This window comes from Pirellulales bacterium (assembly GCA_035546535.1).
Classification (GTDB): domain Bacteria; phylum Planctomycetota; class Planctomycetia; order Pirellulales; family JACPPG01; genus JACPPG01.
In genome coordinates this window covers 26343-39604 of the sequence record DASZWQ010000022.1, presented here as the reverse complement: position 1 = coordinate 39604, position 13262 = coordinate 26343, and the positions used below count along the sequence as shown (strand labels likewise).

Here is a 13262-nt window from a genome sequence, read left to right as displayed (position 1 = left end):
CGATGGACCTTGGACCTTCCCGCACCGTTACTTCTGGGGTAGAGCCTGCGCCAAACCCGGCACCTCGTCAGCTCCGACGGGCACCGTGATGCTGGAACCGGCGAAGGCCGTACCGATGGGCTCGTACCGGCCGCCCAGATGCACGGCCAGAAACGCCTCGCTCACGGCGTAAAACGACATGCGATTCTCCGGACGCGCAAAGCCGTGCCCCTCGTCGGGGTACAGCACGTACGTCACGGGAATCTTCTTGGCCTCCATGGCCGAGACGACCTGATCCGCTTCGGCCTGCTTGACGCGTGGATCGTTGGCCCCCTGCCCGATCAATAGCGGCCGCTTGATGTTGGCCACGTGCGACAGCGGTGATCGGTCGGTGAGCATGGCCTTTCCAGCATCGGTCGTAAAATCTCCGACACGATCCTTGAACAGTTGAATCTGCGGTTGCCAGTACGGCGGAATCGACTGCAAAAGTGTGATGATGTTCGATGGTCCTACCAGATCGATGCCGCAGGCAAATACATCGGGCGTCAACGTCATGCCGACCAGCGTCGCGTAGCCGCCGTAGCTTCCACCGGTGATGGCGACAAGCTTCGAGGCGGCAATCTTGTTCGTCACGGCCCAGTCGACGGCGTCGAGCAAATCGGTGTGCATCTTGCCAGCCCATTCTTTGTTGCCGGCGTTAACGAATTCTTTGCCGAAGCCGGTCGAGCCCCGGAAATTAATGCTCAGCACGGCGTAGCCACGATTGGCCCACAGTTGGTGCGTGGCGTCGTAGCCCCAATCGTCGCGCGCCCACGGCCCGCCGTGGACATCCAGGACCATCGGTACCGGCTGATCGGGGCGGCCGTCACCATCTGGATCGGTTCCTTTGGGTAGCGACAAGTAGCACACCAGTTCCAAGCCGTCGCGCGCCTTGACGACCACATCGTGCATCTTGACCAGCGGCAGGCCGTCGAGGTCGTTGCGATTGTTGAAAAGAAACGTCGCCTTCTTCTGCTCATGGTCGTACAAGTAGTAGCTCACCGGTCCGTCATCGGTCAGGTAAGCCACGGTCCACAGGCGATCGTCGAGCGAACGGCTCGTGATCTCCACATCGCCGCGCGTCACCGTCGCCAGATAATCGAGGTCTGGCTTGATGGCCGGATCGAGGATTTGCCACTCTTTGCGCGTGTAGGTGAAAGCCACGGCTTGAACGGTCTTCTCGGTCGGGTGCGCGATCACGCCCGCCACGTCCGCTTTACCATGCTCGGCTAACGTACTTTGCTTGCCTGTTCCGAGATCGATCGTCGTCAGGGCCCCCGTGTTGCGATCGCGGCTGTCGATGAAATACAGTACGTCCCCCGACTTGTTGAAACCGGCCGGCTGCGTCGTCAGCGTGTCGGCCATGGGGATCTTCATATAGTCATCCCAACCACCCGAGCCGTTGGGCTTGAGAATCACGTTGCTGCCATCGGGCATGTACTGCATGGCGAAGCGCACTTTCAGATCATCATCCGTCAAATACCCCGCAAACCCTTGCTTGTTCTGTTCGACGAGCTGGCGCTCGCCGGTGACGATGTTGACGCGATAGATGTCGTGGAACTGCTGGTCCCGATCGTTCAAACCGATCAGGATTTCATCAGGCGCTCTCTCGCTGACTTCTTCGATTTGCGCCGCGACATTCGCCAGGGGCGTGAGGTCCTTCGTCTTGTTGTCCGCCAGGTTCACGGCGTACACGTGCCAGTTCTCATCGCCGTCTTGATCCTGGACGTACAACACGTGGTCGTTCGTATAAGCCCAGAAATAGGCGCGGATGCCACGCTTTTTGTCCTCAGTGACGGGCTTGGCGGCCGACGGATCGTCCACGGGACCGACCCACACGTTCATTACCCCTTCGACCGGTGCCAGGTAGGCCAGCCGTTTGCCATCAGGGCTGATCCGTGGGCTCGATTTGTCAGGATTTCCAAACAGCGCGGTGCGCGGAATGAGCGGAACGCCCGCCAGATATTTCGGAGGAGCAGGCGCCTTCGCCGCCGCGGCTGGTTGATCATCGACCTTTGCCGGCCCGGGGTTTTCGATCTTCGTTGGTGCCGCGGTTTCGACGGACGGCGTCTCGGCGGACTTAGCCGTCGCAGCAGGCTCGGCCTTGGCTTCGACCGGCATCGGCTCTGCGGGTGGGGAAATTTCTTCTGTGGCGGCTTTGTTGTCCACTCCCTTTTTGCCCTTCTCCGCGACCGCGGGATTGCACGCCGGACAAAGTGCAAGAGCCAACACGAAGACCCATCGCAACAGGTTATTTTGGCTGAGCCGCATAGTTGTTCCTCCTTGTGAGATGCGCAAAATCCGCTCGCCAGTGAACTGTTTCGTCCTCTGAGGCTGTGTGGCAACATAGCGGATTACCGACGAAATCGCCACTTGCGCCCCCGCAATCGGCTCTCGACTCCTGCCATCGATCTTGCCGGCGAATACTGGCTTCCGCGCCGTGCTTTGCCTAAAGTCAGTGACTCTGACGACACCTACCCACTGGCTCACTTGTTGGCTCGAAGGACGGCAACGTGAACTTGCCCGCGAGCAAATCACGCCGGTCGCCACCCCGCGCTTATCAGCCGCTGGTTGTCGTCGCGTCCGCCGTCTGCGCGGGAATTGTGGTGGATCGCTACTCGCCGGCGCGGTTCGTCGTCTGGTGGTTGGCTGCCGTCGTGCTGTGGTGCGGCTGGTGCGCCGCCTGGGGCAGCGGGCGTCGCGCCTGGGCGTCGATGATGCTCCTGGCGTCCCTCGCCGCGGTCGGCGCGGCCTGGCACCAGGCCTGTTGGTCTTTGTACTCGACGGACGAGCTTGGTGCATTCGCCGCCGACGTCGCGCAGCCCACCTGCCTGCAAGCCGTCGCGCGCGCCAGTCCGCGCCGCATGCCGGCGCCGGAGTTCGATCCGTTGCGGCCGATCACAACCGCGGACCGTAGTCGGCTCATATTGCGATTAACAGCAGTGCGCGACGGCGATCGCTGGCTCGATGCGTCGGGCGAAACCACACTCGACGTCAACGGTCATCTGCTGGGAGTGAAGGCAGGCGATCGACTGCAGATTTTCGGCCAGTTGCGCGCGGTAACTCCGCCAGCAAATCCCGGTGAATTTGATTTCGCCGTATACCAGCGGGCCGACCGACGCCTGTGTCGCCTCACCGCCGATCACCCGGAATGCGTGACAGTTGTCGCACCGGGTTCGACCTGGCAGCCGCGGCGCTGGCTCGATCGCGCGCGACGAGCCGGCGACGATGCCCTCTGGTCCTCGCTCAGCCGCGCGCAATCAGGTCTGGCGCTGGCGCTCATCCTCGGGCAGCGCGAACAGCTCGACGCGACGACGACGCGCCACTTCTACGAGTCCGGTACGGTTCACCTTCTATCGATTTCGGGCCTACATGTCGGGCTGTTGGCTTTTTTGCTATTTCGCGGATTGGAACTCGGTTTCCTGCAGCGCGGTCCAGCACTGGCTGCTGTCGCGGCCATCACGACGTTCTACGCGCTTGTGATCGATGCCGAGCCGCCGGCAGTCCGCGCCGCGGTCATGGTGCTGTTGGTGTGTTTGGCACTCTACAGTGGCCGGCCAGTTTCCATGTTCAACTTGCTCGCTATGGCCGCAATCGTGGTCGTCGCGATGAACCCAGCCGAATTGTTTCGCACCGGCACACAGCTTTCGTTTCTGGCCGTCGCCACATTGGCTTGGCTGGGGCAACGTCTGGCGCCCCAAGGCATACAGGATCCGCTCACGCGACTGATCGCCCGAACGCGCCCCTGGCCGGCACGAATGCTCAAGAAGTATGGAACCTCAATAGCACGGATGATGGTCCTCACCTCGACCATTTGGCTGGTCTCGATGCCGCTGGTGCTCGCGCGTTTCAATTTGATCTCGCCAGCATCGCTCTTGCTTACGCCGCTCTTGGCCATTCCGATCGCGCTTGGTTTGTTCACGGGCTTCGTGCTCGTCTCGGTGGGCTGGTTGATCTGGCCTCTATCGATTCCCTTGGGATGGATGTGCGACGCCTGCCTGGCATGCGTAAACCATGGCGTGGCGCTCGTTGATCGAGTGCCCGGCAGCCATCTATGGCTGCCAGGTCCGTCGTGGTGGTGGCTTGTTGGCTGCTATGCGTTGCTGACATTATGGGCGGCAAGCGATCGGTGGCGGCCGCCGCGACGCTGGTGTGTGGCAATCCTGGCCGGCTGGTCAGCCGTGGGCTTAATCACCGCACAACTGCACCAATCGACGCGCGACGCGTTCGATTGCACGTTTCTCTCGGTGGGCCATGGCTGCGCGGCGGTAATGTCGCTGCCCGATGGTTCGACCGTGCTGTACGACGCGGGACAACTTGGCTCTCCGGCGGCGGCGGCACGATCCATTTCAGGCTATCTTTGGTCGCGCGGGAGAACACGGATCGACGCCGTCGTGATCTCACATGCGGATATCGACCATTTCAACGCCCTTCCCGAGTTGCTCCGCCGTTTCCGCATCGGTGCGATTTACGTGTCGCCGGTTATGTTCGACGGGGACGGCGCAGCGCTCGATGAGTTACGTGGCGCCATCAACAGAGCAGGCGTACCCTTGCGCGAGATCTACGCCGGGGACCGGTTGCACGGCAGCGATGATTGCCTGCTGACGGTGCTGCACCCACCGTCGCGCGGCACGCTCGGCAGCGATAACTCCAACAGCGTCGTGCTCGAAGTTGTTTGTTATGGCCGTCGCATTTTGCTACCGGGCGACTTGGAGTCACCGGGACTCGACGAACTGCTGGCCGAAAGCCCGTTGGATTGCGATGTCGTGCTCGCGCCGCACCACGGCAGCACGCAAAGCGATCCGCCGGGCTTTGTCGCTTGGACGACGCCGGAATGGACGATCATTAGTGGTGACAGCCGTTCGAATCGGCCTGCTGTAGCAGACGCCTATCGCCGCCGCGGCGCGACGGTGCTCAATACGTCGCAGTCCGGCGCGGTGACGGTGAGGATCGATCGATCGGCGCTCAACGTCTCGCCCTGGCGCAGTGGACACTCCTCCAGGGAGCCGACATGGTTCGCTGCGGACGACGACTATTGATCGGAGTATTCTCGGAGAGGTGTCACAAAGTGGTCTCACAGCGATACCTTCAAAAGGCGCCGTTGAGCGCGGGAGAGCAGCGGCTATCAACGCCAAATCCCGAAACGCGCGTGCATCCTCATCTGTCGGGGGGCGAACCCACAGGTTTCGCACAGGCGATCTAGGATCGGTTGCTACGACGTTTTGTCATGGTCGATTCCGGCACGGGTTGCCGGAGACGACAGCACCGTCGGCAGACTTTCTGCGACCGGCACCGCTTATCAACGACGCGACGTAAATCGTGACTAGCAAGCCAGATATGCATTTCTTGGCGTGAACCATTCTGGTTGGCACTTCCGATAGCAGTATTATCGCCGGTCACTGCGCGCGGATCGCGCTCTGTAATGGCCCGGCGACTTACGGATTTGTGATCTCGGCAGGATGCCAGGCGGGCTCCCTGCTTTTTCTCCTAACCCAGGACTAACGGAGTGTGGGTCATGAGGTTTACCAAGCGAGCAATGGCGCTTGCCGTTGCCGGGATACTGGCCGCGGGCCAGACCGCCTTGGCGCAGCAGCCGCAGAGGCTGGCGCCACCGGCGCGGACAACCGCCTATGAATACGACAGCTACTACGCGCAACAGGAAGATTCTCCGCCGGCGGCCGCGGCGCCCGCGGCAGAAGCACCTGCTGCTCCTGCCAATGACGCTTGCGCCAGCGGTTGCGGCGAGAAGAATGGCTGCGGCGAGAGCTCCGGTTGCGCCGACGCCTGCGGCGACGATGCAGCGCCGGAAATGTGCCACCTGTTCGAGTGCTGCTTTACGAAGAAGTGGGGCTTGAACATTGGTGGCTGGACAACCCAGAGCTTCACCTGGAACACCAGCAATCCGGCCGATCGTTTTAACGGCCCGGTCACGTGGACAGACCAGGCGAATCAATATCAGTTGAACCAGCAGTACCTGTACTTCGAACGCCCGACGAACACGGGCGGCGACGGCTGGGATTTTGGTGGTCGCGCCGACTTCCTGTACGGCACGGACTATCGTTTTACGACCGAAGCGGGCCTCGAGAACAAGATCAACACGCCCAACAATCCGTACATGGGCCTGGCGATTCCGCAGTTCTACGGCGAAGTGGCGGTCAACAACTTGAAAGTCAAGTTGGGTCACTTCTATTCGCCGGTAGGCTACTTCGTCGTGCCGACGATTAACAACTTCTTCAACACCCTGCCTTACACGTTCCAATACGGCGAGCCGTTCACTCACTCCGGCATGTTGGCCACTTGGACGGCCAACGAGCACTGGACCTTCGGCGGCGGTATTACGCAAGGCTGGGATAGCTTCTTCGGCGGTCCGAACCCACACCTCGGATCGATCACTACAGCAACTTGGACGGGCGATAACAAAGACTCGTTCGCGTGGGTCTGGGTGCAAGGCCATGAACCGGATGCCAACTCCAGCGGCGTTGTCGCTCCGCCGGGCGGCCGCGTCTATAGCTCGCGCTACTTGCACACTTTGGTTTACACCAGGCCCATTACCGATAAGGTCACCTGGGTCGCGCAAAGTGACTTGGGCGTGCAAGGTGCCGCCTTCGGGCCGGGCACCCGCACCGCTCGTTGGTATGGCTTGAATCAGTACCTCTTCTATAAAGTCAACAATGCCTGGACCTGGGGTGCCAGCTACGAGTGGTTCCGTGACGAGGAAGGCTTCCGTGTCGGTGCAGCCGTGCCGAGCGTGTTCAGCCCGAACTCGAGCGGTAACGCCGTCGGTCCCGGTTTCGCGGGCAACTTCTGCGAAACGACCTGGGGGCCGCAGTGGCGTCCGGGTGGCAGCCAGAACCTGTTGATCCGACCCAACCTGCGTTGGGACTGGTACAACGGCCCACGCAACGCTTCGGGCCAGTTGCCGTATGACAGCGGTACCCGTAGCCAGCAGTTCATCTGGGGCACCGACGTGTCGCTGATCTACTAACTCCAGTTCCGGGTCGAGATCGTCCTTGGGGCCGCCCACGCTCCCTCAGCGTGGGCGGCCCTTTTCCTTGCGCCCATGATGGGGGTAACCGAGCCGGATCATCGCGACGCGCGCGATCGAAACGGAGATTCTGCCCGCTGTTTTGCACTCTGCATGCTTGCGCGACGCCTCGTGCTTCGTTGACAGGCACATAACGTCGACAATCGTGCCTTGTGCTTCCATGGCGTTGTCGTGAATGATTCTAAAAACCCTTGCAGGCCAAGGCTCTAGAACGAATCCAGTCGCCGGTCACCGGTTTCGGCACACCGCTTGCTTAAGGCGAGGTGGGCGTGCGATGCGTGACTCGCGGGTGAAGGGCCCTCACCCGCGAGTGACTTTTTCTCGCCGCAACAGAAACCAAACAACGGTCGCGGGGCAGGTTGACAATCTTCAGATGTCGCGGTCGCCGAGAAAGGGAATGCCGGCGATTGTCCTGGTGGAAGTGCATGGAAGCGTTGCTATGTCAAACGATTTCGCGATTGTCGCGGCTCGTAAGGCATAGCACCCAACGGACTGCACCGCGTTCCCGTCCGTCCAGAAGGATGCCCCAATGGCTTGGGTGGGCGCTCCGCCTAGCTCACCCAAGCTGGGGCGTCTCTTCAGCCCTGACAATCGCCTGCTGTCGTAACGGCATTTCTCTCTCGACAGGATCCGATTCGTAAGCCCGCCAGTCGCATTCGCTGACCCGCGCGACCGTGCTCGCACCGGCGGTCGTTCGCCGGTTGACGATCATTGACCATGCGCGACGCACATCGAATTCGTATTGAATCACGAGCGGCCGTTTCTCGCCGGATCTTCATTCACGGAGGCCTGGCTCGCCCGCGCTGCTCTTGAGGGGCCGTAACGGCGCGGCTAATATCAAATCCGTATTCATGCCCCGCGCGGAGCCGTTTGATGAAGCTGATTATCGCGATTATCCAGCCCAGTCGGCTCGAAGCCGTCAAGGCGGCGCTCACCGAGGTCGAGGTCTTTCGACTGACGGTTATGGACGTGCAGGGGTTCGGGCGTCAGAAGGGGCACACCGAGGTCTTTCGCGGCCATGAGTTCTCGGTCAATCTGCTGCGCAAGGTGCAGTTGCAGATCGCCGTCAACGAAGCCTTCGTCGAACCCACGATCCAGGCGATCATCAAGGGCGGACGCTCCGGGACCGCCGGTGAAATCGGCGACGGCAAGATCTTCATTCTGCCCATGGATGACTGTATCCGCATCCGCACCGGCGAACGTGGCAACGAAGCGATCTGACGATCGTAGTGCGATCGTTCCGGTGGCTCGCCACAAACTTGGCCGTCCAGCGGCTCGGTCAGCGATACGGTTCCCAGGTCGGCCCCGGCGGCGCGCTCTTCGACTCGGCCTCGTCACCAGTTGACGGCGGCGCCTCGAGCGCCGCAGGCAAAGCGCTGCGAGTCGAATCCGCCGTCGCAGGCGGCGGCGGTAACGGCGTCACGGCCCGTTTCCACGCCACATTGGCCAAGCTCGAGTTCGCCTGAGGGGTTCGCGGTTCGGCGACGGCTTCGGTCCATGCGGCGGGAGTATTGGCGGAGGTGGGATGTAGGGCAAATTCCGCGACGAATTGCTGACCTTCGTCGGTCGTCAGGCGGACGAATAACAGCAAGTCATCTCGCGCCGGAGCCGCGTGGGGCCATTGCAAAGAAAAATGGAGTCCACCGCCCGACTCCGAACCTTGGAAATGCTCGGCCGTCTGCTCAGCCGTAAAATCCCAGCGCGCTAGGCGCGCGGCCGCTCCCTCTTCCGCCGGATCGATCACCGCAATGGCCATGATTCCACGCGCTGGCACAATCTGTCCTTGCGCCGTGCGCGGCTCGACAACGACCCGCAATCCTTCGTCGACCGGTTTATCGCCGGTCGTTTTTCGCCACACGGTGAGCTTGGGGTTCACGGCCAGCGCCGCGACGCGTGGCGTTTGCGAGGCAAACTGCGCGCGGGGACCGTCTTCTGGACCGGTGCGCGCCGCATCGCTGCCAGGAGCTGCCATGGGCGCATAGGGAGGAGCGTCGGAGTCACGCGCTTCGGGCTGCGGCAGAACTTCTTCCGGCGACGATGGTGCCTCGGATGGCGGCGGCGCGTTCGGGCGCGTCGAAATTGGTGCATAGCGCCCCGCGTCGGCATCGCGCGGATCGCGTTGTTGTGCCGCGTCCTCGACGCGCGGTGCTTCGCGCAGCACACCGTCAGGGACCTGCGGGTCAGGCGGGCTGATGATCGGCGGCCCGGTATATCGAGGCACGGGTTCACGTGCCCGCGGCGGACGCCGAGCGCCGGGACGCGTCTCCTCGTCGGGCAATTCCACGCGCGGCGCTTCGGTCTCGGTATCGACGGCCGCTGGCCCGGCGTCCTGGCGCGATGGGCTGGAAAAAATCGACGAGCGGCGTGGCTTGCTCGTCGGCCCGGCATCGGACGAGGACCGCGGCGATGACGACGATCCCGTGCCCGTGGCACACAGCGAGTTCTGGCACGTTTGCAGGGCCGCCTTGGCGTCCTCGAGCTGCCAGGTCAGCTCGTCGAGCCGCTGTTCGAGCTGAAAATTCTCTCGCTCCAGATCCTCATTCGCCCGGCGCAGTTGCTTCAACTGGCAACCGCCGGTCGAGCACACCAGGGCCACTGCGGCCAGTATCTGCCATCGGATCATGTGCAGCCTCGCGCAGAAATCGGATGTGGCGCGCACGTCCTGGAAGACGAGCGCTCGTCCCGTTCCTGGAAAGTTTAGTTGGTCGCGCCGACTCGGCACCGCAGACATGTCGCGGCAAAACGCACGCTGCCGCGCGACACATTCGCCCCGAGTATGCGCAAGGGGCGATCCATGTCCCGGGCTAGCAACGCACTTACCGATTCACATCCTTGTGTTCTTGATGGGATTGCAAAACTTACCAGAGCAACGACTTGATAGCGGGATGGGAGGCCGTTGCCCTGTTCTTCGATCATGCGAAACGCATTGGCGGGCGGCGTCTCACGGAGACGCGTTGATGCCGCGTTTCGACGGTCAACTACACCGCCGCCTGGGCGGGCGACATGTGCTCGATGACCCGGTCGATCAAGCCATACTCCTGAGCCTCTTCGGCCGACATGAAACGATCGCGATCTGTATCCTTCTCGATCTTGTCCAAGGGGTGGCCCGTGTGCTTTAGCAGGATCGCGTTAAGCTTGGCCTTCACCTTCTGAAACTCCTTGGCGTGAATCATGATCTCTTCGGCCGTGCCTTCCATGCCGGCCAGCGGCTGATGGATCATGATCCGGGCATTGGGAAGCGCGTTGCGCTTGCCGGCGGCGCCGGCCGTCAGCAGCACAGCCCCCATCGAGGCACATTGCCCAATGCAGTACGTTGCCACGTCGCAGGTGATGAATTGCATGGTGTCGTAAATAGCCATGCCGGCCGTGACGCTGCCGCCAGGCGAATTCAAGTACAAATGCACGTCGGCCTTGGCGTCCTCGGCCTGCAAGAATAGCAACTGGGCCACGATCGAGTTGGCGACCTCGTCGTTGATGGCCGATCCAAGGAAAATAATGCGGTCCTTGAGCAGCCGGCTATAGATGTCCATAGCCCGCTCTTCGCGGCCGCTTTTTTCAATCACGTAGGGAATCAGTGGCATCGGAAAAACTCGCTGGCTGTGATTTATTGTGCATTGTGATACGGGCGATTGCGGCCCTGGCGTCAATCGGCCTTGTCTTCGTCGCTGGTGTCGCCTGGCGGCTTCGTCAGAATCTCATCGACGACGCCATACTCCTTGGCCTGCGCGGCGCTCATGTAGAAATCGCGGTCGGTATCCTTGGCGATGCGATCGATCGGTTGCGAGGTGTGATCGGCCAGGATCTTGTTCAAAACGTCGCGCGTCTTGAGAATCTCTTGTGCCTGGATCTCGATATCCGAGACCTGTCCGCCTACTTGCCCATAGGGCTGGTGAATCATGATCTTCGCGTGTGGCAATGCGTAGCGTTTTCCCTTAGCACCACCGGCCAAGAGCACCGCGCCCCCGCTAGCGGCAAGGCCCACGCAGTAGGTAGCCACCGGACACGTCAAAATCTGCATCGTGTCGTAAATGGCAAGAGTGGCACTGACGCTGCCTCCCGGGGAATTGATGTAAAAATGAATTCCTTTGCGGCGGTTTTCGCTTTGCAGGTAGAGTAACTTCATCACCAATTCGTTGGCGTTGCCGTCGTGAATTTCGCCCTGCAACAGAATGATGCGGTTCTCCAGCAACAAGTCACCCAGCGTCAACTGCCGCTGACGTTGATAGTCGCGATAACTCGCCCTGGGCTCGAATTTTGAATGGCCTGAGTTGTAGTTCATGAATAATCCTTTTCGAGCACGATGACCATGAGCGAGGAATTGTAGGCGCGGACTGGCAAGTTGTCGTGTTGCCTTGCGGGACGCCGCTCGACCGCGTGCCCCGTGCGACGCTTCGGCCACCGTTTCGCCCTGCCAGGGCGCCAATACTACCGGGACACTGCCGCTAACCGAAAAACTTCCCTGATTTTGGTTCGAGATGATGCTGGCCCCTGACGACTTGCCAGGGCGACAGCGTCCTGACGGACTTCCTTGTCCCTAACGCTGACAAATACCGTACGCTACGCCGACTAAACTGTCCGCTACGCCGACATAAACCAGAACTCAGCCACGTTCCTGGGGCTGCTTCAACGATTCGGCACCGCCGCTGTGCTTGGCTTCGGGGATGTCTGCTTCCTCTTCCTCACCACCGACTGCCTGATCCAAGGCCTCGGCCTCGGTCCCCTCCATCTTAAAGGGCACGTCCTTGAACTTGGCGTGGGAGAGAATGAGGTCGATCGCCTTGCGCTCGATGATTTGATTGCGCAGGGCGTCCATCAGCCCACGCTTCTCCAACTGAGCCCGGGTGCGCCGCGCGCTGTCTCCGGTCTGCTGTGCGATCAACTCGATCTCCAGATCGTAGTCCTCGGGCAGGTCCTCGATCTTCTCGTCCTCGGCAATGCGCTCGAGAATGAAGTGCTCCTTGAGCGCCCGAGCCGTGGCAACGCTGCTGTTTTGTCGCAGTTCGTTTTCGTGGGCACGAATCTCGGAGTCACTGAATCCGCTGCGACGCAATTCGAGCACGCTCCGCTCCAACTCGCGCCGCGCCTGTCGACGCAACAATTCGGGGGGCAAATCCCAATTCGCCGCCACCGTCAAGGCCGCAAGAACTTGCTCGCGGGCCCGGCGTTGCTGCTCGTATTGCAAACGGCGTTCGAGCTGCTCCTTTACGGCGTCACGCAACTCGGCTTCGGATCCGAAGCCGCCCAGCTCCTCAAGTAGCGCTGGCGTAAGTTGCGGCAACTCCAGCTTCTTGACTTCCAGCACTTCGAAAACCGCTTTGATCGTTTTGCCGCGCAACGATTCGTTGGGGGCGTCGGCCGATAGCCTGGCTTCCCCTTCACGGGTTTCGCCGGCCTTGACTCCCTTCATCAACTTGTCAAAACGCTCGACCTTGCCGTCGCGGAAGCTCAAGACCGGGCGAATGCGGATGGTCTCTTCCTTGGCACTGGAAATCTCTTTGCCGTCGGCGTCCTGGAACGCCAGGTTCACCGTAACGTAGTCGCCGGCCTGCGCGGCGCCGTCGAAGGGCACCAGCCGGCCACGCCGCGCCAGCAGATCCTTAAGCTGCTTCTCAACTTCGGCATCAGTGAATTCGTGCGTCGCCCGCTCGATCGACAGCCCCTGCCACTTCGGCAGATCGAATTCGGGGCGGACCTCGATATCGAACTCGAACGTCATCGGTCCTTCGTCGGGGATCGACACGGCCACGGGATCGAAATCGGGCTCGCTGATCGGCGACAGGCTGCCGTCCTCGGAGATCTGCGTCATGCTGTCCATGAGCAGCGACATCTTCACCTGGTCGCCGACGTCCTTGCGGAAGCGTGCTTCGACCAACTTCCGGGGAGCGCGCCCATGACGAAAGCCCGGCACCTCGGCCTTGCCCATCAGCTCCGAGTAAGAATTATCGAAGTAGCGGTCGATGTCCTCGCGCGGAACGGTGACCGTCACGTGGCGCTCGCACGCGCTTTTCTTGGCGACCTGCACGCCGAGATTCAGCTTTGGCGCCTCACCGGACACTTCCGCGCCGCCGGCTGCTTCCTCGCCCCGTACTTCATCCTCGCTCTCGGACATGACGCCTCGATTGTCAACAGGTGACTTGCTGGGCAACACTTGCTGGTCTGCGGCAAAATCGCCACCGGCGCGGCGAAGGCCACGCGGGAC

The 13262-nt window shown here is 61.5% G+C and carries 8 protein-coding genes; 3 read left to right on the top strand and 5 right to left on the bottom strand.

All coding sequences use genetic code 11. From position 1 onward, the window contains the following. Positions 1–27 precede the first annotated feature (27 nt). Positions 28–2289 carry a S9 family peptidase gene (locus VHD36_02335; GenBank protein HVU86129.1) on the bottom strand — a complete coding sequence of 754 codons (2262 nt, stop codon included), beginning with the start codon at positions 2287–2289 and terminating at the stop codon, positions 28–30. Positions 2290–2624: 335 nt separating this feature from the next. On the opposite strand from VHD36_02335, the gene VHD36_02330 reads away from it, so the two are divergent. The 3 genes from VHD36_02330 (at position 2625) to VHD36_02320 (ending at position 8284) form a co-directional block, all read left to right on the top strand. Beyond that, positions 2625–5057: a ComEC/Rec2 family competence protein gene (locus VHD36_02330; GenBank protein ID HVU86128.1), complete on the top strand. Its 2433-nt coding sequence runs from the start codon at positions 2625–2627 to the stop codon at positions 5055–5057. Positions 5058–5533: 476 nt separating this feature from the next. Next, a complete protein-coding gene (locus VHD36_02325) occupies positions 5534–7003 on the top strand; it encodes an outer membrane beta-barrel protein (GenBank protein ID HVU86127.1) in 1470 nt (489 codons plus the stop codon). 933 nt (positions 7004–7936) lie between these two features. After that, positions 7937–8284: a P-II family nitrogen regulator gene (locus VHD36_02320; protein ID HVU86126.1), complete on the top strand. Its 348-nt coding sequence runs from the start codon at positions 7937–7939 to the stop codon at positions 8282–8284. Between the two features lie 58 nt (positions 8285–8342). Here the strand turns inward: VHD36_02320 and VHD36_02315 are convergent, their stop codons facing one another. From VHD36_02315 to tig, 4 genes are all read right to left on the bottom strand, one after another. Then, positions 8343–9686, bottom strand: coding sequence for a hypothetical protein (locus VHD36_02315; GenBank protein ID HVU86125.1), 1344 nt, complete (start codon positions 9684–9686; stop codon positions 8343–8345). 355 nt (positions 9687–10041) lie between these two features. Then, positions 10042–10644: an ATP-dependent Clp endopeptidase proteolytic subunit ClpP gene (clpP, locus tag VHD36_02310; GenBank protein HVU86124.1), complete on the bottom strand. Its 603-nt coding sequence runs from the start codon at positions 10642–10644 to the stop codon at positions 10042–10044. A gap of 62 nt (positions 10645–10706) precedes the next feature. After that, positions 10707–11342: an ATP-dependent Clp protease proteolytic subunit gene (locus VHD36_02305; GenBank protein HVU86123.1), complete on the bottom strand. Its 636-nt coding sequence runs from the start codon at positions 11340–11342 to the stop codon at positions 10707–10709. 321 nt (positions 11343–11663) lie between these two features. Further along, entirely contained in the window at positions 11664–13172 is a 1509-nt protein-coding gene (gene tig / locus VHD36_02300; protein HVU86122.1) for a trigger factor, read from the bottom strand. Positions 13173–13262: the final 90 nt, after the last annotated feature.

What these genes read in the sequence shown, in the direction of transcription:
- VHD36_02335 (HVU86129.1), bottom strand. Translation starts at nt 2,289, where the DNA reads ATGCGGCTCAGCCAAAATAACCTGTTGCGATGGGTCTTCGTGTTGGCT.
- VHD36_02325 (HVU86127.1), top strand. Translation starts at nt 5,534, where the DNA reads ATGAGGTTTACCAAGCGAGCAATGGCGCTTGCCGTTGCCGGGATACTG.
- VHD36_02320 (HVU86126.1), top strand. Translation starts at nt 7,937, where the DNA reads ATGAAGCTGATTATCGCGATTATCCAGCCCAGTCGGCTCGAAGCCGTC.
- VHD36_02315 (HVU86125.1), bottom strand. Translation starts at nt 9,686, where the DNA reads ATGATCCGATGGCAGATACTGGCCGCAGTGGCCCTGGTGTGCTCGACC.
- clpP (HVU86124.1), bottom strand. Translation starts at nt 10,644, where the DNA reads ATGCCACTGATTCCCTACGTGATTGAAAAAAGCGGCCGCGAAGAGCGG.
- VHD36_02305 (HVU86123.1), bottom strand. Translation starts at nt 11,342, where the DNA reads ATGAACTACAACTCAGGCCATTCAAAATTCGAGCCCAGGGCGAGTTAT.
- tig (HVU86122.1), bottom strand. Translation starts at nt 13,172, where the DNA reads ATGTCCGAGAGCGAGGATGAAGTACGGGGCGAGGAAGCAGCCGGCGGC.